This is a genomic window from Pseudomonas nitroreducens NBRC 12694 (assembly GCF_002091755.1).
Lineage (GTDB): Bacteria > Pseudomonadota > Gammaproteobacteria > Pseudomonadales > Pseudomonadaceae > Pseudomonas > Pseudomonas nitroreducens.
This window is the reverse complement of record NZ_BDAI01000017.1, coordinates 55708-78926: the sequence shown is the minus strand read 5'-3', so window position 1 is coordinate 78926 and position 23219 is coordinate 55708. Positions and strand designations below refer to the sequence as shown.

At 58.6% G+C, this 23219-nt stretch carries 17 protein-coding genes and 1 tRNA gene; all 18 read right to left on the bottom strand.

Annotated features, from left to right (window positions below; translation table 11 throughout):
• Positions 1–16 precede the first annotated feature (16 nt).
• The 18 genes from arcD to PNI01S_RS26160 all read right to left on the bottom strand — a co-directional run bounded on the left by arcD (position 17) and on the right by PNI01S_RS26160 (position 23205).
• Positions 17–1468 (bottom strand): arginine-ornithine antiporter, encoded by a 1452-nt coding sequence (arcD, locus tag PNI01S_RS26245; protein WP_024762214.1) that lies wholly within the window; start codon positions 1466–1468, stop codon positions 17–19.
• Positions 1469–2257: 789 nt separating this feature from the next.
• On the bottom strand, positions 2258–3172 hold the full coding sequence (locus tag PNI01S_RS26240) for a phytanoyl-CoA dioxygenase family protein (protein ID WP_024762215.1): 915 nt from the start codon (positions 3170–3172) through the stop codon (positions 2258–2260).
• Positions 3173–3525: 353 nt separating this feature from the next.
• Positions 3526–4911, bottom strand: a complete 1386-nt coding sequence (locus PNI01S_RS26235; RefSeq protein WP_024762216.1) for a sigma-54-dependent transcriptional regulator — start codon at positions 4909–4911, stop codon at positions 3526–3528.
• Entirely contained in the window at positions 4908–6707 is a 1800-nt protein-coding gene (locus tag PNI01S_RS26230; protein ID WP_051445537.1) for a sensor histidine kinase, read from the bottom strand. The genes PNI01S_RS26235 and PNI01S_RS26230 overlap by 4 nt, the downstream gene beginning before the upstream one ends.
• Positions 6708–6813: 106 nt before the next feature.
• Positions 6814–7836, bottom strand: a complete 1023-nt coding sequence (locus PNI01S_RS26225) for a class I SAM-dependent methyltransferase (RefSeq protein WP_024762218.1) — start codon at positions 7834–7836, stop codon at positions 6814–6816.
• A gap of 106 nt (positions 7837–7942) precedes the next feature.
• A complete protein-coding gene (locus tag PNI01S_RS26220) occupies positions 7943–9640 on the bottom strand; it encodes a rhamnan synthesis F family protein (protein ID WP_024762219.1) in 1698 nt (565 codons plus the stop codon).
• A 1-nt stretch (position 9641) separates the two neighbouring features.
• Positions 9642–11045, bottom strand: a complete 1404-nt coding sequence (locus PNI01S_RS26215; RefSeq protein WP_235376393.1) for a glycosyltransferase WbsX family protein — start codon at positions 11043–11045, stop codon at positions 9642–9644.
• A 37-nt stretch (positions 11046–11082) separates the two neighbouring features.
• Positions 11083–13446, bottom strand: a complete 2364-nt coding sequence (locus PNI01S_RS26210) for a methyltransferase (RefSeq protein ID WP_024762221.1) — start codon at positions 13444–13446, stop codon at positions 11083–11085.
• Positions 13433–14806 carry an ABC transporter ATP-binding protein gene (locus PNI01S_RS26205; RefSeq protein WP_024762222.1) on the bottom strand — a complete coding sequence of 458 codons (1374 nt, stop codon included), beginning with the start codon at positions 14804–14806 and terminating at the stop codon, positions 13433–13435. The genes PNI01S_RS26210 and PNI01S_RS26205 overlap by 14 nt, the downstream gene beginning before the upstream one ends.
• On the bottom strand, positions 14796–15626 hold the full coding sequence (locus PNI01S_RS26200) for an ABC transporter permease (RefSeq protein ID WP_037006464.1): 831 nt from the start codon (positions 15624–15626) through the stop codon (positions 14796–14798). Before PNI01S_RS26200 ends, PNI01S_RS26205 begins: the two co-directional genes overlap by 11 nt.
• Positions 15623–16180, bottom strand: a complete 558-nt coding sequence (gene rfbC / locus PNI01S_RS26195) for a dTDP-4-dehydrorhamnose 3,5-epimerase (RefSeq protein WP_084359717.1) — start codon at positions 16178–16180, stop codon at positions 15623–15625. Before rfbC ends, PNI01S_RS26200 begins: the two co-directional genes overlap by 4 nt.
• Positions 16180–17061: a glucose-1-phosphate thymidylyltransferase RfbA gene (rfbA, locus tag PNI01S_RS26190; protein ID WP_084359716.1), complete on the bottom strand. Its 882-nt coding sequence runs from the start codon at positions 17059–17061 to the stop codon at positions 16180–16182. Before rfbA ends, rfbC begins: the two co-directional genes overlap by 1 nt.
• Entirely contained in the window at positions 17058–17957 is a 900-nt protein-coding gene (gene rfbD / locus PNI01S_RS26185) for a dTDP-4-dehydrorhamnose reductase (protein WP_084359715.1), read from the bottom strand. Before rfbD ends, rfbA begins: the two co-directional genes overlap by 4 nt.
• On the bottom strand, positions 17954–19012 hold the full coding sequence (rfbB, locus tag PNI01S_RS26180) for a dTDP-glucose 4,6-dehydratase (RefSeq protein WP_024762227.1): 1059 nt from the start codon (positions 19010–19012) through the stop codon (positions 17954–17956). Before rfbB ends, rfbD begins: the two co-directional genes overlap by 4 nt.
• A gap of 4 nt (positions 19013–19016) precedes the next feature.
• On the bottom strand, positions 19017–19991 hold the full coding sequence (locus tag PNI01S_RS26175) for a glycosyltransferase family 2 protein (RefSeq protein WP_024762228.1): 975 nt from the start codon (positions 19989–19991) through the stop codon (positions 19017–19019).
• A 329-nt stretch (positions 19992–20320) separates the two neighbouring features.
• Positions 20321–20396, bottom strand: a tRNA-Thr gene (locus tag PNI01S_RS26170).
• Between the two features lie 75 nt (positions 20397–20471).
• Complete coding sequence (locus PNI01S_RS26165; protein WP_084359714.1) at positions 20472–22010, bottom strand: DHA2 family efflux MFS transporter permease subunit; 1539 nt, start codon at positions 22008–22010, stop codon at positions 20472–20474.
• Positions 22011–22020: 10 nt separating this feature from the next.
• Positions 22021–23205 carry an HlyD family secretion protein gene (locus PNI01S_RS26160; RefSeq protein ID WP_084359713.1) on the bottom strand — a complete coding sequence of 395 codons (1185 nt, stop codon included), beginning with the start codon at positions 23203–23205 and terminating at the stop codon, positions 22021–22023.
• Positions 23206–23219: the final 14 nt, after the last annotated feature.

Here is a 23219-nt window from a genome sequence, read left to right as displayed (position 1 = left end):
GAGATGTCTCCAGGAGTTACAGAGTGAGGAAGCCGTCGTAGAGGCCGTACGCCGCGATCAGGGCGCCGATGACAACGCCAGCGAAGATCAGCTTCTCGATATTGGTGAAGATGGGTTGGCCCACTTCACGTTTCGCCTTTGCGAAGAGGATTACCCCCGGCGCATACAGCAGCGCCGACAGCAGCAGGTACTTCAGGCCACCGGCGTAGATCAGCCAGATGGCGTAGATGACCGAGATACCGGCGATGATCAGGTCCTTGGTGCGGTCGGCCGAGTCGGTCTCGTAGGTCTCGCCCTTGACCGCCAGCAGCAGGCCATAGGCGGCGGACCAGAAGTACGGGATGAGGATCATCGAGGTCGCCAGCAGCAGCATCTTGGTGTACGGATCCATTTCGCCGTCGGCACCGCCGGAGGTGAAGAACACGATGACCAGGAAGACCTGCACGCAGATATTGGTCAGCCAGAGGGCGTTGGCCGGCACCTGGTTGGCGTTCTCCTTGCGGAGGAACTCCGGCATGGTGTGGTCCTTGGCGGCGGCGAACATGATCTCGGCGCACAGCAGTACCCAGGAGAGCAGGGCACCCAGCAGGGAGATCAGCAGACCGACGCTGATCAGGACAGCGCCCCAGTGGCCGACCACATGCTCCAGCACCAGCGCCATCGACGGGTTCTGCAGCTTGGCCAGTTCCGGCTGGGTCATCACGCCCATGGACAGCACGTTCACCAGTACCAGCAGCAGCAGGACGGTGATGAAGCCGATCACGGTAGCTTTACCGACGTCCGAGCGTTTTTCCGCACGGGAGGAGAAGATGCTCGCGCCTTCGATGCCGATGAACACCCAGACGGTGACCAGCATCATGTTGCGCACCTGGTTCATCACGCTGCCCAGGTCGGGATTGCTCTTGCCCCAGATGTCCGCGGTGAAGATGTCCAGCTTGAAGGCGAACAGGCAGATCAGGATGAACAGGAACAGCGGGACGATCTTCGCCACCGTGGTGATGGTGTTGATGAACGCCGCTTCCTTGATCCCGCGCAGCACCAGGAAGTGCAGGGCCCACAAGAGGATCGACGCGCAGACGATCGCCGCGACCGTGTCGCCCTTGCCGAAGATCGGGAAGAAGTAGCCCAGGGTGCTGAACAGCAGGAGGAAGTAACCGACGTTGCCCAGCCAGGCGCTGATCCAGTAACCCCAGGCCGAGGAGAAGCCCATGTAGTCACCGAAACCGGCCTTGGCGTAGGCGTAAACACCACCGTCGAGCTGGGGTTTGCGGTTGGCCAGGGTCTGGAAGACGAATGCCAGGGTCAGCATGCCGACCGCGGTGATAGCCCAACCGATGAGAATGGCGCCGACGTCTGCGCTGGCGGCCATGTTTTGCGGAAGGGAGAAAATGCCCCCCCCGATCATGGATCCTACGACCAGGGCTGTCAGCGCGCCGAGTCGTAGTTTTTGGCTGCTTTCTTGCGACATTTAAGAATCTCCCTATAGGAAGTTGGAGAGTGGTGCTATTAGGCGCCTGTCCCTGGGGGGTACCCCTGACTCAGGTCAATAGCTTGCTATCCAATGTATTGGGCAGTACTTCCTGCTCTGCCCACCCCGGATAAACCATAGGAGAGGTTTTGCATTAGCGCCCGATTTAGAGGGGATTTCGTGAAGATTTGAGCGCGGTTTCATGACCGCGGAATGGCAGATGAATATGCAAATCCACGCAGGAGGCGCGGTGGCGCTTGATTCTCAGCTACGAGCAGGCTGAGGATCGTTGTGTAGGAAAATCCTGAGCGATGATGCGGTAGGAGGGAATTGGCCGGGGCAGGATCACTGCACCCGGCGATGCACCTGTGGAATTGAAAGTGCGAGATGGCAAGAAGCCCGAAGGACACCGCCGTGTTCGTGGCACGGCGGGCGCAACGTGACTAACACGTCGCGAGATGTGATGCACAAGGCAATCGCACCCATGTCGCATAGCAAGGTGTGTGCCAGGGCTGAAGACTACGTCAGAGTGCTCTGTGGCGCTGTTCGCCCTTGGTCGCAGTCGAAGCCATCGGCGGATTTCTGCTCAGATGTCGCTGTCATCGGCGGAATTTCCGCCATCTGAGTAAGCATCGGGTTGAATGAAGGCGTGGGCACCTTTTGAAGTTGGTGTTCAACTGGCGTGTGCCGGTGCCGCAGCGGACAAGCAAGATTGGATTGCGCGAGTGAATCGCCCGTCTTGAAACCAGGCGATTCAGTTCGTGGGGAAGGTACAGGCGGGTCGTGATATCAGGCCGGCAGGTAGATCTTCTGGCAAATGGCCCAAAGGCCGTCATTCCTTACTTCGCGCCCATTCCGGTTGGTTATATAGGACAACTCGGGATTTTTCGGCGGAAGCTGAGCGTAGGTGCTGGGGCTGAAGAACTTATCTTGGACAAATACGTTCATGTGTTTCGGGGTGACGTGCATGACGAAGCTCTTACGACTGCGCGTTGTGTTGGCAATCTTGTAACCACCGTGCATGAGTTGCGGATGCCAGATGATTGTGTCGCCCTTCTTCACTGAGATCGGAGTTTCCTTGAGGCCAAGCTCCATGCAGCGTTTATGCACGGCTGACTGATAGGTGTTCCAGAGCATTGGGCTGTGGGCCTTTGGAACTCCATCGGCATCGCAGTCAATCTTGCCGACTTCCTCCAGGAATTTCGGATCGTCCATTACCTTATGAGATCCAGGGATGACGACTAGGGCGCCGTTATCTTCGTTAACGTCCTCCAGTGCAAGCCAAACTCCAAAGTAGGAGTAGCCAGGATTGGTCCAAAAATAGGGCGTATCCCGGTGGCAGTTCTGTGCGGATCCGATCTCGAAAAATAGGGAGGTATAAAGAGTAGCAGGCTCGTCAAATAAGCGGTCGACCACGGAGAGCGCTTTGTTGCTACTGAAAAGGTCTGAGAACTCGGGGAGCCGAAGGTGCATGTTCACCATCCGCCGGAACTTTCCGTCGACATAGTCTTCACCTTCGGTGAGCTGTGAAGTCTTTGGCACGATCTCGCTTTGCTTGAGTCGCTCGTAGGCGTTGGTGGCCGCATCGACGAGCTCTTCGCACACGCTTCCGGGGATTACACAATATCCGTTCTGAATAATGGAGCTTATGCCGTCAAGGACGAACTTCTCCTCACCGTACCCTGAGTACCAGCTGGAATTCATTACTATCATCTCCATGCAATCTAGCGTTTGCGATGTCTTGTCTTGTCTTGTTCGGTGGTCGGTCGCTGCAATTTGAACCGCCAAAGTGCGGCCACTCCCCGTGGGTGCGCCCCGCCCGTTGGGCAGGGCGGACATAGACTATCGGGGCGCTCGACTTGGCCTTGGTTTGCTTGCTGAAAGTACTGAACAGCAAAAGGCTGATTGCCATCAGGCTTCAGAGCGAAATGCCATTCATGTCACTGGATAGCCATTCAAGCGTCCATTATGCACGCATGGATTTACATTTCTATCGAGATGTTAGTGGTACTAACTGGTGTTTCTCAGGAGAAACAGCTGTGACCGCAATAGCGGGTTCAGCTTTCCCCGGCGGAGTCTTCCGACTGGTTGAACAGCAGACCGTGCTTGCGCAGCTTGTCGTACAGGGTCTTGCGCGGTACTCGCAGGGCTTCGGCAAGACTGCGCAGCGAGGCGTGTGACCGGCCCATCTCGGCGGCGATCAGCGAACGCTCGAAAGATTCCACCTGCTCGTTCAGTCCCGCGTCGGGCGCCACGGCTATGGCCCGGCCTTGGCTTTCATCCAGGCCTAGATCGAGGCCCAGCGCATAGCGCTCCGCAGCGTTCTGTAACTCGCGGACGTTGCCCGGCCAGCCGTGAGCCAGCAGTTGCGCGCGCTGGGCCGAGTCCAGCGGGCGAATGCTCAGGCCATGGCGTTGCGCTCCGCGTTCGGTGAAGTGCTGGAACAGCAGCAGGATGTCATCGCCGCGCTCACGCAGAGGCGGGATACGTAGGCTGGCGACGTTAAGGCGGTAATACAGGTCGGCGCGGAAGCGGCCTTCATCGGATGCCAGGCGCAGGTCCTCCTTGGTCGCCGCGATGATGCGGATATCCAGCGGGATGAGTTGATTGGAACCCAGGCGCTCGACGGTACGTTCCTGCAACAGGCGCAACAGCTTCACCTGCACGTCCAGGCTCATGCTCTCGATCTCGTCGAGGAACAGAGTGCCACCGTTGGCGAACTCGAACTTGCCGATGCGGCGCTTCTGCGCACCGGTGAAGGCGCCCTGCTCGTGGCCGAACAGCTCGCTTTCCACCACCGACTCGGCCAGCGCGCCGGCGTTGATGGCGACGAAAGGGCCATTGCGGCGGCTCGATAGGTCGTGCAGGGCGCGGGCGACCACTTCCTTGCCCGAACCGGTTTCTCCCAGTACCAGAACATCGGCCTGAATGGCTGCGAGCGAGGCGACCTGCTGCTGCAGGCGTTGCATCGGCGGAGATTGGCCGACCAGCCGGCCGCGCACTTCTTTCTGCTCGGTCAGGGCCAGGCGCAGGCTGCGGTTCTCGAGGACCAGTCGGCGAACGTCCAGCGCACGGCGCACGCTGTCCAGCAGCGCATCGCTGGGGAAGGGTTTTTCGAGGAAGTCGTAGGCCCCCGAACGCATGGCCTTTACGGCGAGGGGAACATCACCATGGCCGGTAATGAGGATTACCGGCAACTCGGAATCCTGCTCATGCAGTTGTTCCAACAGTTGCAGGCCATCGATGCCGGGCATGCGAATGTCGCTGACGATCACTCCCGGCCAATCGCGCGCCTGCTGGGGATCGATTTGCCGCGCATCCCCCAGCGCGATTGCCTTGAAGCCTGCGAGGTCGAGGGTCTGACAGAGAGCCTGGCGGAGATGTGGGTCGTCATCGACGAGTAGCACCTGGATGGAGATGTCGAACGGCTCGGCCGAACTCATGCGCGGGTTTCCTCTTGCGGCGTCAGGGTCACGCCGGGTGTGCCCGGCAACAGGTGCAATTGTACGAGAGCGCCGCCCTCGGGGTGATTGCCCAATTCAAGATGCCCGCCCAAAGTCCGTAACAGGGTGTCGCAGATGGCCAAGCCTAGACCCAGGCCCTTCGCGCTGGTCTTGGTGGTGAAGAAAGGCTCGCGGGCGTGGGCCAGGGCTTCCTCGGAGAAACCGGGGCCGTTATCGCGCAGCGAAAGGATGATGCTCTCGGGCGTCTGCTCTGTAGTCAGCCAGACGCGCCTGGGCAGGCCCTTCTCGGCCAAGGCGTCGAGCGCGTTGGAGACCAGATTGGAGAGAATCTGCCTAAGTCGTGTTTCGCCGGCCTGGACCCAGATCGCGGCGTCGGGGAGGTCGCGCAACAGCTCCACGTTCATGGCTTGGCGGCGTTGGGCGAGCAGTGCCAGGGCGTCATTGATCGCCGGCTGCAATGCCACGTTTTCTGGCGCCCGCCGAGCACCGCGGGCATAGGCCTTGAGATGGCCGATGATTGAGGCCATACGTCCGGTCAGTTCGCCGATCTGTTCGAGGTTGCCACGTGCATCGCTGTAGCGCTCGTGGTCGAGCAGGACGCGGGCGTTGTCTGCATAGCTGCGGATGGCCGCCAATGGCTGATTGAGTTCGTGACTGATACTGGCGGACATCGTACCCAGGGCGGTGAGCTTGCCGGCCTGGACCACTTCATCCTGGGCGTGCATCAGCTCGCGTTGTGCCTGTTCGCGATTGCTAACTTCCTCCTGCAGTCGCGTATTGGCGCCCTCCAGTTCCTGGGTGCGCTCCTGCACACGCAGCTCCAATTCGTGCTTGGCCTGGGCTTCCAGGGCGATGCGTTCGAGGTAATGGCGGCGGCTGATAGTCAGCAGTGACAGCAGTAGAAGCAACGCGACCAAGGTGGCCGCACCAATCAGAACGACACTGCGCACCGGCGCGTCTACCTGAGTGCGCGGGGTATAGATGCTCACCGTCCAGCCTGTCTCCGGCAAGTGACGGCTCTGACTGATCCAGCGGCGCTGGTCGATCTTCAGCGGAGCTGGGTGGAGTACCGGATAGGGAATGTTTTCGGCGATCTCGCGCTGCTTGGCAGGTGACAGCTCCTTTGCGGTGCGGAAGCGCCAGGCGTTGCTGGAGGATAGGATGACGACGCCGTTGGAGTCCATCACCAGCAGCTGTTCCGGAGTATTGCCCCAGAGCTGTTCCATGTGTTCGAGGTCGACTTTCACCACCAATACGCCGAGCAGCTTGCCACCGTCGCGGATATCACTGGCGAAATAGTAGCCGCGACGCTTGGACGTGGTCCCCAAGCCGAAGAAGCGCCCTTGCCGTCCTTGTGCCGCTTCCTTGTAGTAAGGACGGAAGGCGAAGTTACGGCCGACGAAGCTGTCGGGTTGATCCCAGTTGGAGGCCGCGTGCGTCATGCCGTCCGTCTGGATCAGGTAGATGACGTCAGCGCCGGTACGCCCGCGGATTCGTTGCAGTTCGAGGTTGGCGGCGCTCTGTGCGACTAGGCTGTCGGGCATTTGCAGCGCTGCGCGCAGCGTTGGCAATTCACCAAGGATCGGTGGCAGGTCCTCGTAGCGGCGCAGGGTACCCAGCAGGTTGGCTACGTAGAGGTCGAGGGTCTGCTGGTTCTGCTCGGCCAGTTGCTCGCTGTAGTAGCGATCGGCGAAGTACTGTAAGGGCCAAAGCAAAAGAATCAGCACGCAACAGCAACTGATCAATCGGAGTGGCCAATGACGTGCCGTAATCATGAGATAACCGCGAAGAATAAACTTGCCTGCGATGGGACCATCAATGTGATCCCTGAGCAAGGCGTGGCGGCAAAAGTGCTTCGGCAGCCTTGGTATAAGGAAGCCGTCAGGCGGGGAAAATACGCCTAGCCAGCGATGCCCAGCGCCTAGTCGGTTCGGGATCCGGCTGGGTATCTGGTTCGGGCGGTGTATTCAAGGCGATGTATTCCTGTCGCTCCGTCAGTAGGCAATGGACCTGTTGGAGTATTTGATCGGCCAGTTGGTTGAGGTCCTGGTCGTCGAGGCCAAGGAGATTTGCGGTTTCCTTCAGGGATTTTGCCAAGGCGCTTGGCATCAGCTCTTCATGGCGGGCCTGCATCAGCAGAGCAAGTTTGTCCTCTGTGGGGCGTCGGGAGTTGCGACTTAGCGTTGCAAAAAACTCGAAGCCAAGTGTGTCATGGTACTGTTCGACGCGCAGATCGGTGAGTTCGTAAGCCGAGAGTTCCTGAATAACGAAGCGAAAGCTTGAAGGAGTGAACACCCACTCATGGGCGTCCATGTAATCGTCTGTCGACAGACTTTTGTCCAGGGTACTTTTGCACTGTTCCGTTGTGTGGAGGGGCTTGTGGACGATTTCGTCGTTGCAGCCCCAGGCCATGGAGCCGGCGTTCAGCGTGAAGTAGGTGTAGTGATCCAACAGCCCGCCGATATGTCGTGAATGTTGATTGTGGTGAGCAGTGATCACCGCACCTGGGCTGGTTAGTGGCCGGAATGTGTCGAAGCAGTAGCGCTTGTCCGGAACAAGAAGCGCCAGCGTGCCGTCATCGCTGAGTAGCTGGCTACAGTCGTTCAGGAATTTTATAAGGTCGGTGGTGTGTTCGATGACGTGGCTAGCGACAATGAGGTCGAAGCTATGCTTCTCGACAGGCAGGCTGGCTAGGTCTGTGGTGACGAAATCGACCGGCTCTATACTGCTGGTATCGACGCCGTACGCTTGGTACTTCTCGATAAGGCTCTGCTGATCGGCGTGATCGACAATGTAAACGTTGTGGCCATTTTTTTTGGGGACAATTGGATTGTAGGACGGACCTATTTCCAGAATACGACGTTTTCCTCGAGCAATACTGCTGATCTGACTGCGAAAATCCATGACGCCTGGCCCTCTTGCGCCGGTGCGTACCGGCTATCAATGGAGACGAGTGCTACCGTGTGATTTGTCGTGCTTGATCAATTTCGTCGTCGCTTGATTTCAAATATCACAGCACCGGAACGCGATTCCCCCCGGTTTCTGTGTCATTTATTTCACCGCCAGCGAGCTCGCAGCTGGTAGTAATGTAGCCCTGTTTTCTGGCCAGCTCACAAAATATCCGCTCAAGAGCATGCGCCATGGTGCCGTCTTGCTTGCCTGCTTCGGCCTCGAATACCAGTTCCTTGTCGCTGAGTACCTTTAGCGGGGCGAATGCGGCGGGCGAGAACCAGAACATGGAGCCGGCGAAGAATCCAAGACGAGCAGGCTCGTCTACACCGAGGACGCCCATTTCCCGAAGAAGGCGTTCCATCCCGTGCCGATTGGCTCCCCAGAAGTTATCGTGACTCAGGTAATAGGTATGGGGACCGACAACCCCAACCGCAACGGTCTCGAACAGGTTCAGAATCCGGCGGACCTTTAATGAGTCGCCGACCAGGCTGGAGTAAAGAAGGTTACGCCAGGTGTTGCCGAGGTCGCTGTACTTGCTCTTCTTCGAATGAAGCTTCAGTACAGCCTTGTAACCATCTAGCCGACCGCTACGGTATAGCGCCAGGAACGGTCCTATATCTCGGCCGCGGTTCTCCGTGGCACAAATGGTGACGCTATGGGCGAGCTGGCTGGTGTGCTCGAGGATTTTCTTGATGTCACCTTCAAATGGGGTGGTGACGTAAAGATCGAAGGGTTCGATGATGTTTCTCAGGTACCCGCAGATCTCATCGAGTAGATCAACGTAATAAAGGTGCAGGAGCACTGCAACTCGAACACCCCCTGCGTGCGGGTGTCCATAGCTGAGTGTGCGGATTGATGGGACAGCAGGGGGGGCTGTATGGAGCGTGGAGAGCCCGGAGTCGTCCTTGCCATAATGCTTCGCCGAGTGCTGAAGCAGATCCTGAATGCTGGCGCGGGATTCTGCAGGGCAATTGTTCAGCAGGTGCTGGATTTTCAGGCCATGCGGATTGCTGCGCAGGAGCTCGACTTTGATGACGCCGAAATCGCGGGCGATAGGGGTTGCGCCGAAATGGGTCCAGTTCACCTCCTTAAGGTGGCGCAGCGGCTGCAGCCTAGCCAGCTCACCCGGAGTGGCATTCTTCAGCAGTATTCGCAGCCAGTTCCCGTAGGCCAGCAGGCGGGCTCGCCAGTTGGGGCGAAACAGCGTGCAAACTTTCAGACTCATTTCCGCGATCAGTTTGGACAGTCCCAGTTCGTAAGCCAGGATCACCTCGAATTTGGAATTCAAAGGGCGGACTCCGTCAAGGAAAGCGCCGAACTCGCTGGAGCGGAAAAGTCGAGGGCCAAGCAAGAGAAGATAGGACTGCAAGTGCCAACTGAATTGCTGGGATTCGGTTATTCCGACGACATCGTGGTCCTGGGAGCGAGCCAGTAGTGATTGCAGTGTCTGCGAGAACCGAACGCTGTCGCTGACGACGAAGCTGGAGTTCACCAGAACCAACTGCTCCAGAGTCTCGTGCTGCAAGGCGTGCAGAACTCCCACCCGGTAGCTGTAGAAATCGTAGCCGAAATTGGGACGCAGGAAGGCGCGCACCTTGGGCCCCAGGGTTGCTAACTGCGACGCCGGTAATTCGCTGGTCGAGACCAGAATGACGGAATCGAAGGCCTGAGCCAGGCAGTCGATGACCTGCCGAAAATTTTCCTCCAGCAGATTATTGACATCGAAATGGGCTACAACCGCCGCGCTCCTTACCATTTCAACCTCTGATCCTGCGTACTGTGCGATACCCGAGACGGGCGATCTTGTAAAGCAGGGGCCATTGATTGAGTCGCCGGGCCGCGACGAACGCTGCGGCGCTATGCGGTCGTGATTGGTATTCCGTCAGTTGCTGGGCAATGGATTCCGTGGTGGCAGTTGGTATGCGATCGGAAGGTAGTTGGTGGCGTGCCTGGATTTGCGCGAGCTTCTGCATCTGGCCCTCGCGCAGAGCTGCAAGGTCGTTCTCCGCCTCGTTGTAATAGGCGGACTTGAGCGTTTGCTCCAGATACCGCAGCTCCCATTTCTGGTCGGGTTCAAGATGGCAGCCTTCGCCCCATTCGTTCCAGGCGTTGATGAAGATGAAGTTGTCTTCGTTGGAGGTCAGGTTCTGGCGTGTGTAGGCGCGCAGGTACCGCAGCCATTCGCCATAGGCCTCGGGGTTGGCATTAACAAGCGTTGTGGGAGTGTTCTGTCTGCGGGCAGTATTGTCCCAGCTTGGAATGATGCCACGGTAAAGTTTGAATGGCGGCGCTTCGCGTCGAAGGCTTTGCGCAACAACTTTTGTATAATCGACCAGCGAGCCAGCGAACTCCGGATTGTCCAGGGCTGGTGGTTGGTCGGGCGAGCTGCCAGGGCCGTTAAACTTATGTGGAGGAAACTCCACCAGAGCGTCAGCATCCACTTCACTGGCAGTGGATATGTCATAGAAATCTACTACGGCGATATGCAGCCCTGGGAAGCCGAGTTCCTGCGCCATCTGCCGCCATTTCGCGAAGCTAGATGACGCCGATGGGATATCCTTGGCGCGATATACCACGAGAAGCGGTTTGCCATTTACTCGTATATAGCGCTTATCGTTGAAGTACGGCAGCAGCGACTCGATGAATTTAGCATCGTCGTCTTCGGCATAGTTCTGCGCCAGCAAGACACTCTTGGTATCTCCATCCCAGGTTCGGGTCCAGTTCTCGTTGGCCCAGCAGAGGCAGAAATTTAGATCGATGTCGGTCTTCAGAAAGTTATCAACCGGGCGCTCCAGAATGCGGCGGCCACTGAACCAGTAGTGGTAGAAGCAGAAACCATGTAGACCATAGAGCTTGGCCATTTCCGCCTGTTCGAACATGACATCCGGGTGAGATAGATCGTAGAAACCCAGATCACGCGGAATGTGCGGTTGGTAGTGACCTTTAAAGTTGGGCTTGCCGCGGGCGACGTTGGTCCATTCGGTAAAGCCGGGCCCCCACCACTCGGAATTTTCTTTTACGCGGTGGTACTGAGGCAAATAGAAGGCAAGCAGCTTTGCAGCGTCCCGCTGCAGATCATTCTTGGCGCCTTCCTCACGACGGGAGAGCGCTGCGAACGATGGGTCATTGGTTACTGGGATCATCGGTTCAAATGCCTTCACAGAATTCCTGTTCTCGTTAACTTCTCGAAAACGCGCGTTACGACGTCCGTTTCAGACGTGCGATCTGCCGCATGATCTTCCACGTCTTGCTCGCTTTGATTGCTCTGTTCTCACTCAGCGTCACCTGATACTTGGCATCTAGGCTCTCGGTGTACTGCTCCATGGACCGATACTTGGCGTCTAGGCTTTCAGTATGGCTCTGCATCGACTGATACTTCGCATCCAGGTTTTCGGCATGAGAGCGCAATTCGGTAAGGCTGATCTCCGCACAAGCACAGGCTGCCCGCTGTTCGGCGAGTTGCTGCTGCAGGTTCTCGAATCTGGACATGACGGACTCGACATCGAGCAACTCGATGTCCACATCCAGCGCAAGAAATTCTTCAGCGACAGGGACTGGCAAGTACATCTGGGGATCTTCATGAAGCGCATAGAACAGTGTGCCGGATTCTCCGGGAGGTAGTGACCGCATACCCAGGCTTTCCAGCGGCTGCCCTGCGGAAAAACGCCATACCTCTCGGTTTTCTTTGTCGCGCATCACAGCTTCGTGGAGCACGAACCAGTGCGGATGGTCGATGGGATCAAAGCGTATTCTGGCGATCGGGCCATCAGGCAGCGTCATTTCCAGGCGAACCTGCTGGCGCCCCATGAGCAAGGGGCGATCCGCCGTATTCTGTTCGTCGAAGCTCTCGCCTTCGGAACAGTAGTACGCACGCGCATGCAGGTCAGATGAGGCTATCAAGAGTTCGAAGGGACGCCATACGTCCTTGATGCTAGCGGCACCTTGATAGATATCGCTGACCAATGTCGTCTCGAGCTGGTGATATCTATCAAATGCGCCGGGCTCAAGTGGGATGCCTGACTCCCGTAGAACCGACTCCACCAGTGCTTGGCGAGACAGTGCGTGAATTCCTGCGGGTGGCGGCATGTGTTTGACTTGCTGCATAAGCACGAAAAGCCCGCGACACAGCAGATACCCAAGCTCAATAGGGCTTTTGGCTACCCATTCGATATCAAATAGTCTTGGGGTGCCATCCTTGCCGATGATGATGTTATGCGGCAACGCGTCGATGTAATGGCCGGGAAGCAGTGTCGAGCTGAAACTCAGGTCGATGTCGTCCTGGCTACGGGTGCGCATTATCTGATCGAGAGTCTCGAGGTAGCGCCTGATCAATTGGGCCATATCCGCTATCAACCAGCCTGGGCTCGACATGAGCTCTATGAACTTCTGGCTCAGTAGTTCCCCTGTTAGGTATTCGGCGTGCGCCTGCAATTGGTAGAGGATGCTGGCATCGGAATCTTGTGGGGGCTCCGCTAGCTTGCGATATCTCACCACAATCGCTTGTTCATTGTTCTGAAGGAAAATTGCTTCCTTGCAGAATGGGGCACTTCTATCTGTGGTGTAGTGGTAAGCGAGCACCTGCGGGTCTATCGGACCTGCCTCAGTGAGCGATGCAGCGATAATGAACGAGTTGGCGAGATCCATGCCCAGTTGGTTGCCAAACACTGTAGGCCAGGTGCGGGCGAGATCGAAGTGTGTCGGATCCGGAAGTTGTGGATCGGCGTGCACACTTTGCCAAGCCAGTGCGGCGGCATCGAATTCCGCTGTCGAGCAACCTCGCTCGGTTACGATGGAGCGAGGCAGTTTATAGTCAGGAAAGGCCGCAAGGAATTGTACCGATGGGAACCCCGCAGCCTTTATGAGCCTGTCGAGTGCTTGTCGACCGAAGGTCTGAGGCTGGCCGATCTGGTAGCGGCCCTCAATGCCGTACATCGCTTGCCCGATGTGATCCTCCGGAGCACCGGCGAAGTACTTGAGGCCCAGCTGGTTTTCGATGGCGATCAGCAGGTGGCCGCCGGGCTTGAGCAGGCGACGAACCTTTTCCAACATGCTTTGCGAAGGGTTGGCGCTGTTGCTGAACATGCTCGCATATTCAAGAACGCCGACCAGAGTGACTACGTCGAATTGTCGCTCGCAATTAAAGTCATCGAAGCGCTCGGCCAGGACCGTGACATTGTCTAGGTCGCGGGTCCTGCTCGCGGCAATAGTTGCCCGGCGGGGGCTCCCTTCCAGCGCGAGAATCTGCCCTCCATTCTCGCCTAGGAAGCGGCTGATGGCGCCACAACCTGCTCCAATTTCCAATACATCGCCCTTCAGGTGGGCGGTAAAGGGGCGCAGCACGTTGGCGCGTTGGGAGCTCAGATGATAAAGAGTCACCCAGTCCTGACACTGTTGGCGGAGCTCGGCTGATAGTACAGATAAGTCCTGAGTGTTGCGCACGATGGTCAGCAGGTGTTCCTCAACGGAATCCCCATCGCTATAGGCGATGCCTGGGTAGTTTGGTCGTGACCAGATGCCCAGCGTCTCATTTGAGACATAGCCTTGGGCTTCAAGCGAGAACATCTGCAGCTTCCTTATCGATCTCCATGGTCAGCCCCAGGTCTACCAGGCCATATATGTTGTTGGTGGGCGCGACTACGAGATGGATGGAATCGTAGCGACGATCGTGCGGAACGATTTCCTCGTTCTGGCGCGATGCAATTCCCAGTGAGATGAAGTAATTGCCGGACGTGAGGCGATTCTTGAACTGCAGCTTTGCCGTAACGACTGTACCTTCCTCGCCCTGCGCTTGGAATTGCGAGCACTCTTGAAGATATGAGTTGGTGCCGAAGACGGTCACGCCCTCAGTTGTCTTCATGTTGAACCCGAGAATCGGATTGACTACGAGATGATTGAAGCGAATGGAGACATCCAGAGTGACGACTGCGCCTGATTCTGCACTATGGGAAAACGGCTTTCCATCGGCACGTAAGTCGAAGTCGAGGATGGTTGCAGCTCCGTCCCCCCAGCGGTATTCATGGGGATTATAGTGCTGGCGGGTTGAGTAGATATCCTGCTCCAAGCTCAGCTCACTGGATAGCATATTCCCGTTCGAATCGCCGTTGCTGTCCTCGCTAAGTGAACTGGCATTTCTGGGCTTGGTCTCGGCTCGTTTCTCGCGCCCGAAGAGCAGGTCCATGTAGCGGTTCATGACCTTGCGTGGCGCACCCAACATATGAACATGACTGGAGTCGAGCAGAATGGCGCGCGAACAGTGGGTCACGATCTGCTCGCTGGAGTGGCTGACCAGCAGAATACTGGTGCCATTGTCTTTGAGTTGGCGAAGCCGCTCGAAACATTTCACCTGAAAGCGTGCGTCGCCCACAGAAAGCGCTTCGTCTACGATTAGGATCTCTGGATCGATCTGCGCCTGCACGGCGAATGCTAGGCGAACAGCCATACCACTGGAATACGTTTTTACCGGCTGATCGATGAAGTCGCCGATATCGGCAAAGGCCGCGATACTGTCGAAGCGCTCATCGACCTCCTCGCGGCTCAGGCCGAGCACCGAGGCATTCAGGTAGACATTCTCGCGGCCACTGAATTCTGGATTGAAGCCAGAACCAAGCTCCAGGAGCGCCGCGACCCGGCCGAAGGTTTCCACCTTGCCGGCTGTCGGCATCAGGGTTCCGCAGATTATCTGCAGCAATGTCGATTTACCGGAACCATTGCGGCCGACGATCCCGACTGTTTCGCCTCGCGCCACCTCGAAGTTGATATCTCGGAGGGCCCAGAATTCGCGGCCATAATTATGAGCCGGACGGCCCAAGAGGCGCTGCAGCCGAGGCGCCAGAGCTTGTTTCAGGCGATCCTGGGGTTTGTTGTAGATGGTGAAGCACTTACTGATTCCGCTGACGCGGATCGCAATGTCGCTAGAGTACATCTGCGAAACCTCTACGAGTCATCTGGAACCAGGCGTAGCCGATCCAGGCTGTGACAAGTGCGGCCAGCGTGTATAGCGCTAGTCCGTGCCAATTGGGAAGGTGTCCCCAGATCAATACCTCGCGGCTCTGCTCGATGATGAAAGTCAGAGGGTTGAGCATGATCATTGGGCGGAGGTGCTCGGGAATTGAGGTCACCGGGAAGAACACCGGCGAAAGAAACAGCATCACGGTTGTAATGATCCCGATGGTCTGGCCTACATCGCGCAAGTAAACGCCCAGCGAGGCTAGGAACCACGAAAGGCCCAGGCTGAGGATGGCCAGAGGCAGCAATACTATAGGCAGCACTATAGCTGTCCAGACAACCTCATGGGAGAACAGCAATTGCGCCGAGATCAGGACTAGCACGCTGACAAGGCAGTGGAACAGTGCTGCCCCTAGACTGATTACAGGAAGAGTTTCCAGCGGAAATAGCACCTTCTTCACATAGTTTGCATTACCTAGAATCAGCCCGGGGGCTCGATTCAGAACCTCTGCAAACAGACTGTGGACAATGATCCCGGCGAACAGGATTACCGCGAATTGAGTGCGCGACTCGTCCTGACTTCCGCCCCAACGCGCCTTAAATACGACCGAGAATACGAATGTATAAACGGCGAGCATGAACAGGGGGTTGAGAAGGGACCACAGCAGACCCATCACGGAGCCGCGGTAGCGCCCGATTACCTCGCGCTGGGTCATTTGAATTATTAGCTGCCAGTTGTTCCAGACGCTTTTCAGTAACGAACGGGGTGACAGCGGAGCGGCGGCGTGCGGATTCATGGATAGTACTCGGCTTCGGTGAATACCTTGCCGACCTGATCCTTGGCGGACAATTGCGGGGCGATGCCTTCGAGGCGATCGAGCAGCCAGTCGACGCCTACTTCGGCATCGTTCCAGACCAGGCAGCGTTCATATTGCGGGGCATAATAGTCGGTAGTCTTGTAGAGGAAGTCTGCCGACTCAGTCAATACGACGAACCCGTGTGCGAAGCCTTCCGGCACCCATAGTTGCTGTTTGTTTTCTGCGCTTAGCAATGCACTGACCCACTTGCCGAAGGTCGGCGAAGAGCGGCGCATATCGACCGCCACGTCGAGCACCTCGCCATTGACCACGCGAACCAGTTTCCCCTGGGGTTTTTGAATCTGGTAATGCAGGCCACGCAGCACACCCTTGGATGAGCGGGAGTGATTGTCCTGTACAAACTTTACCTGACGGCCGATGGCTTCCTCGAATTGCAGGTGATTGAAGCTCTCGAAGAAGAAACCTCGATCATCACCGAACACCTTTGGTTCGAAGAGGACGACTTCAGGGATTGCCAGACGGGTAGCTTTCATCAGTAAACGGTCTCAACCAGCAAGCGTTTCAGGTATTGGCCATAGCCGTTCTTGGCCAGTGGTACAGCGAGGACTTTGAGCTGTTCTGCGCTGATCCATTTCTGCCGGAAGGCGATTTCCTCCGGGCACGCCACTTTCAGGCCCTGGCGGTTTTCCAGAGTGGCGATGAAGCTGCTGGCCTCCAGCAGGGAGTCGTGCGTGCCCGTATCCAGCCAGGCATAGCCGCGGCCCATGATCTCAACGGACAGATTGCTGCGCTCGAGGTACGCCTTGTTCACGTCAGTGATTTCCAGCTCGCCGCGGGGGGAGGGCTTGATGCTCTTGGCTATATCCACGACCTGGTTGTCGTAGAAGTACAGGCCGGTAACGGCATAGCTGGACTTGGGCTTCGCGGGTTTTTCTTCCAGGCTGATGGCCTTGCCTTCACTATTGAATTCAACCACGCCATAACGCTCGGGATCGTGCACGTGATAAGCGAAGACGCTGGCGCCGGAGGTGCGCTTCATCGCGTTAAGCAGCAACTCCTGAAATTCATGGCCGTGGTAGATGTTGTCCCCCAGCACCAGTGCGCAGGGATCGTTGCCGATGAATTGTTCGCCGATCAGGAATGCCTGGGCGAGCCCGTCCGGAGATGGCTGTACCGCATATTGCAGATTCAGGCCCCAGCGGCTGCCGTCACCGAGCAGTTGCTCGAAGCGCGGGGTGTCCTGTGGGGTCGAAATGATGAGGATGTCCTGGATTCCCGCGAGCATCAACGTGCTCAGCGGGTAGTAGATCATCGGCTTGTCGTAGACCGGGAGCAGTTGTTTCGAAATGGCCAGCGTTGCCGGATGGAGTCGGGTGCCGGAGCCGCCGGCGAGGATGATGCCCTTGCGTTTCATGCTTCTACCAATTCTTTGATCATGCGCTGTACGTGATACTGCCAGTGGGGCAGGATCAGTCCGAATGTGTTCTGCAACTTGCTATTCGCCAGGCGGGAATTGGCCGGACGTTTGGCTGGAAGTGGGTACTCGCTGGTGGCAATAGGCGAGATCCGATCCGGCGTCGTGCGCAGAACCTGGCCCAGGCGGATGGCTTCAGCAATGACATAGCTCGCGTAACCATGCCAGCTTGTTTCGCCAGAAGCGACCAGGTGATAAGTGCCGCTGGCTCGGTCGCTCAGGCTCGAATCAATGCTCAGCTTGAGCAGCATGAGGGCAGTGGTATCGGCAAGCAGCTCGGCGCTGGTGGGAGCGCCAATCTGATCGGCGATGACGCGTAGCTCATCCCTGTCCCTTGCCAGCCGAAGCATGGTCTTGGCGAAGTTGGCGCCGCGGGTGGCGAATACCCAACTGGTGCGCAGGATCAGGTGACGGCAGCCGCTGTCTCGGATGGCGATTTCGCCTTCCAGCTTGGTCTGGCCGTAAACACCGAGAGGTCCGGTTGGGGCGTCTTCGTCGAAGGGAGTGTCGCCACTGCCGTCGAACACGTAGTCCGTCGAATAGTGGACCAGCCAGGCATTGAGGCCCCGCGCAGTTCGGGCCATTACGCTAACGGCTTCCGCGTTCACGCGGCGCGCGTTCTCGGCGTCGCTTTCAGCTTTGTCGACGGCGGTATAGGCGCCGGCGTTGACGATGACATCCGGTGCTTCAGCGGCAATCAGCTGTTCCAGGCCGGGGAGATCGCCAAGGTTGGCCTTGTTGCGGTCACAGACTACCAATTGCGCCAATGGGGCTAGGGCACGCTGGAGCTCCCAGCCGACCTGTCCGTTGGCGCCCAACAAAAGAATTTTTTTCATGCGTATTGCGTACCCACCCACTCGCGATAGGCGCCGCTGGTGACATTGCTGACCCAGTCGGCATTATCCAGGTACCAGCGTACGGTCTTGCGGATACCGGTCTCGAAGGTCTCCGCCGGCTTCCAGCCCAGTTCGCGCTCAAGGCGGGTGGCATCGATGGCATAGCGGCGGTCATGACCAGGGCGATCTTTGACAAAGGTGATCTGCTCGCGATAGCTCCGCCCGTCGGTGCGTGGTTTTTCCTGATCGAGGATGTCGCACAGGGTGTGGACGACGTCGATATTGGCTTTTTCGTTCCAGCCGCCGACGTTGTAAGTCTCTCCCAGTTGCCCTGCTTCCAGAACCCGACGGATCGCTGCGCAGTGATCTTTCACATAGAGCCAGTCGCGCACCTGCTGGCCATCGCCATAGATGGGTAGGGCCTTGCCGGAGAGGGCATTGTGGATGACCAGTGGAATCAGCTTCTCCGGGAAGTGATAGGGCCCGTAGTTGTTGGAGCAGTTGGTGGTCAGGACGGGCAAGCCGTAGGTGTGATGGTAGGCGCGGACCAGATGGTCGGACGCCGCCTTGGAGGCCGAATAGGGGCTGTTGGGCTCGTACTTGTTGCTTTCGAGGAAGGCGGGGTCGTTGGGGCCGAGGGAGCCATAGACTTCGTCGGTCGAGACATGCAGGAAGCGGAACGCGTCTTTATCGGCATCGGCGAGGCCATTCCAATAATTGCGGACTGCTTCCAGGAGGCGGAAGGTGCCGACGATGTTGGTCTGGATGAAGTCTTCCGGGCCGTGAATGGAGCGGTCGACATGGGACTCTGCGGCAAAATTCAGCACGGCGCGCGGCTGGTGCTCGGCCAGCAGGCGCGATACCAGATCCTGGTCACCGATGTCTCCCTGTACGAACAGATGGCGTGCGTCCGAATCGAGACTGGCCAGATTCTGGCGGTTGCCCGCATAAGTCAGCTTATCGAGGCTGATGACTTTTTCATCATGGCCTGCCAGCCAGTCCAGAACGAAGTTGGCGCCAATGAAGCCGGCGCTGCCGGTAACGAGGAGAGTCATGGAGTCAGATCCTTTGGAGAATGGCCGCCGCGGCCAGGCCGAGCGTTCCTGAAAGTGATTGGCGATGTACACCGGATTGCCTGATCAACTGCAAGCGGCGTGCAAACCCCGCAGTCCGGGCTTCTTCGAAAAGCTCCAGGGTTTGCCGATTGCGAGGGGTGAGTCGATTGCGAAAGTGCGCCAGGGCATGGAGGTTGGCATCCATCCAGCCACGGAAGGTACCCTGGAACATTTTCCGAACGCGTACTGCGCGCTCCATCACCCCGGCGTTGGAGCCCACCAGGTTCTTCTCGTGCTGCCGATATCCAACCGTTGGCTCGCTCTCATAGGAGACGACGCCACCGCAGCCGGTCACCAGCAGGTAGGCCCACCAGTCATGGGAAATGATGTGTTCGTCGTTGGGTGTCTGTCGGAGCAATTCACGCGTGGCGTCGTTGAAAAGCATAGTATTGCCGCCGGCAATGCTCTGGACGAGTGCGTTTTCAAACGAGGGCGGACGGCAGAACAACGGCGAAAGCCCGATCGAGTTGCCTCGAACATCGATCAGGCGAGTGCGTGAGCAGTACAGTGCCGGCAGGTCGTTGTCCACGCTTTGCAGCCAGGCGATGCCGCGCTCCAGATGATCGGGGTTCCAGCAATCATCCTGGTCGCAGAAAGCGAAATAGCGAGATTGAATGTCGTCGCGCCGCAGCAGGCTGAGGAAGTTGGCGGCGAAGCCCCTATGAGGTCCTTGCACTATTACCAGACGCTCTTCGCCCAGGCGCGAGCTGTAGTCCTGAAGGATGTTCAGGGTGGCATCGCAGGAACCGTCGTCGGATGCATAGATCGTCCAGTGCGGATGCGTCTGGGCGATGAGAGAGTCCAGCTGTTCTGCGAGAAAAGCTTCGCCATTGAACGTCGACATGAGAATGGCGACGTTCTCGGGGACGACTTCTGCACTAGGCGCTGTCCTGCTCAGAGAGAAGGTGGAAAACGTCAACGCTGAGCCTCCGGCGGATCCATCCGGTTTCTAAGGTTCCAGCATCCATGATCAGTGTTCACTGACCGGCACGAGTTGACTCGTAGCTTGGGCGGGAAATTGAAGGAGCCGGCCATTATATGTATCGCGCTCGGGTAGTAAATCTGCATCTGAACTCAGGATAGTCCTACAGAGCGCATGTTTACCTCAATTTGTGAGTGGCATGCGAAAGGGGAGGAGCTATAAGGGAGTTTGGAGTGCGTTCGGCCGAAAAAGTTTCGTAGCGATAGGCTGCATGGCCGGAGGGCTCTGGCCGGGGAGCGAGAGAGAGGAATACGCGAGGGGGGAGATGGTGCCGGCACCAGGAGTCGAACCCGGGACCTACTGATTACAAGTCAGTTGCTCTACCAGCTGAGCTATACCGGCAAGGAGGGCGGCCATTATAGCCATGCCAACCTTTGTGTAAACCACTGATTTGTCAGACTGATCCGACAGTTTCTGTCAGTGTCCTCCGGCCGTCGCCGCGCCGGGCTTGGCGCCGAAGGGGGGCTTGGCCAGGCAGATGATGACCAGCATGGCGAGGAACAGCCAGCCGAGCAGGGTGAAGTAGTCGATGGTGCTGATCATGTAGGCCTGGCTTTCCACCATGCGTTCGAGCAGGGCGGCGCTGTGCTGGCCGGGGCCGCCCAGTTGTTCGACGGTGGCGCGGGTGGCCGGGTCGTACTGGCTGATGCTCTCGGTCAGGTAGGCGTGGTGCATGGTGGCGCGGCGGTTCCAGATCCAGGTGGTGAGTGACGCGGCGAAGCTGCCGGCGAGGGTCCGCAGGAAGGTCGCCAGGCCCGAGCCGTCGGCGATCTGGTCCGGCGGCAGGTCCGACAGAAGGATGCTTAGGATCGGCATGAAGAAGAACGCCACGCCTAATCCCATGAACAATTGCACCAGCGCGATGTGCAGGTAGTCGACGTCAGTGGTGAAGTCGGCGCGCATGAAGCAGGTCGCTGCCATCGCCAGAAAGGCCAGGCCAGCCAGCAGGCGAAGATCGAAATTGTTCGCGTAGCGGCCGACGAGCGGCGACAGGAAGACCGGCAGAATCCCGATCGGCGCTGCCGCCAGGCCTGCCCAGGTCGCGGTGTAGCCCATCTGAGTCTGCAGCCACTGCGGCAGCAGCAGGTTCATGCCGAAGAAACCGGCGTAGCCGCCAACCAGTGCCAGGGTTCCCACCGTGAAGTTGCGGTGCACGAACAGTCTCAGATTGACGATCGGGTGCTTGTCGGTCAGCTCCCAGATCACGAACACCGCCAGGGCGATCACCGCGATGACCGTACCGCCGATGATGAAGCCGGATTCGAACCAGTCCAGGTCGTTGCCCTTGTCGAGCACGATCTGCAGCGCCCCGACGCCGATCACCAGCATCGCCAGGCCCATGTAGTCCATCGGCGCGTGCTTGATCACCACCGGGCGGGCGCGCAGTTGCTGGTAGACGACCATGGCGGCGAACAGGCCGATGGGCACGTTGATGAAGAAGATCCACGGCCAGCTGTAGCTGTCGGTGATCCAGCCGCCGAGGATGGGCCCGGCGATGGGCGCCACCACCGTCACCATCGCCAGCAGTGCCAGTGCCATCCCCCGTTTCGCCGGGGGATAGATGGAGATCAGCAGGGTCTGGGTAATCGGGTAGAGCGGCCCGGCGACGAAGCCCTGGATGGCGCGGAAGCCCACCAGCGTGCCCATCTGCTGCGCGACGCCGCAAAGGAACGAGGCGATGACGAAGAGCAGGGTGGCGGCGATGAACAGCCGCACTTCGCCGATCTTCCGGCTGAGCCAGCCGGTCAGCGGCAGGGCGATGGCGTTGCTCACCGCGAACGAGGTGATGACCCAGGTACCCTGCTCGGAGCTCACCCCGAGGTTGCCTGAGATGGTCGGCAGGGCGACGTTGGCGATGGTGGTGTCCAGCACCTGCATAAAGGTCGCCAGCGACAGGCCAATGGTGGCCATGACCAGGCTGGGCGGGCTGAAACTGCTGCTGTTGGGCTGGCTCATGGCAGTCGGATCAGCGCTGCGCGGTGCTGTGGTTGGCGTCGGCCAGATTGGCCTGGATCAGCTTCTCGATCAGTTGGTCCGCGGAGGCCAATTGCTCCTGGTAGATGTCGGTGGAGAACACCGCCTCGTGCGGCGCCTGCTGGGCAAGCGCGGGGCCGCTCTGGTCGTGCAGGCTGACGTTGACGTCCATGGACAGACCGATGCGCAGCGGATTCTTCGCCAGTTCCTCGGCGTTGATGCGGATGCGCACGGGTACGCGCTGGACGATCTTGATCCAGTTGCCGGTGGCATTCTGCGCAGGCAGCAGGGAGAAGGCACTGCCGGTGCCGACGCCGAGGCTGTCGACGGTGCCGGAGTACTTCACTTCGCTGCCGTAAAGATCCGAGCGGATCTCCACCGGCTGGCCGATGCGCATGTGCTTGAGCTGGGTTTCCTTGAAGTTGGCGTCGATCCACACCTGGTCCAGCGGAATCACCGCCATCAGCGCGGCGCCCGGCTGCACGCGCTGGCCGACCTGCACGGTGCGCTTCGCAACGTAGCCGGTAACCGGCGCGATGATCACAGCGCGGGCATCGTCCAGATAAGCCTGACGCAGTTTCGCAGCAGCGGCCTTCACGTCAGGGTGGGAAGCAATCACGGTGTCGTCGACCAGCGCGCGGTTGGTGTCCAGTTGCTGTTCGGAGGTGGTCAGCGAGCTGCGCGCTGTGTCCAGGGCGTCGCGGGCGTGGGCCAGTTCTTCCTGGGAGATGGCGCCGTCGTTGGCGAGGTTCTGGCGGCGCTTGAAGTCGGCCTCGGCCTTGGCCAGGGCGACCTTCTTGGCCGCCACGTCGGCCTTGTAGCCGTCGACGTTGCTGAACAGCCCCCGCACCTGGCGCACGGTGCGCGCGAGGTTGGCTTCGGCCTGCTGCAGGGCGATGTCGGCGTCGCTGGGGTCGAACTTCACTAGCACCTGGCCCTTGCGCACCAGGTCGCCGTCATCGGCGCCGATGCTGACCACGGTGCCGGTGATCTGCGGGGTGATCTGCACGACGTTGCCGTTCACGTAGGCATCGTCGGTGTCCTCGTGCCAGCGGCCGTAGAGGACTTCCCAGGCGACGCTGGCGAGGCCTGCGAGGATGACGACGGCGAGCAGGATCAGCAGCCAGCGCTTGCGCTTGGGATTGCTGCTCGGGGTTTCTTGCATTGCGGTGCTCATGTCGGGTGCCTCGT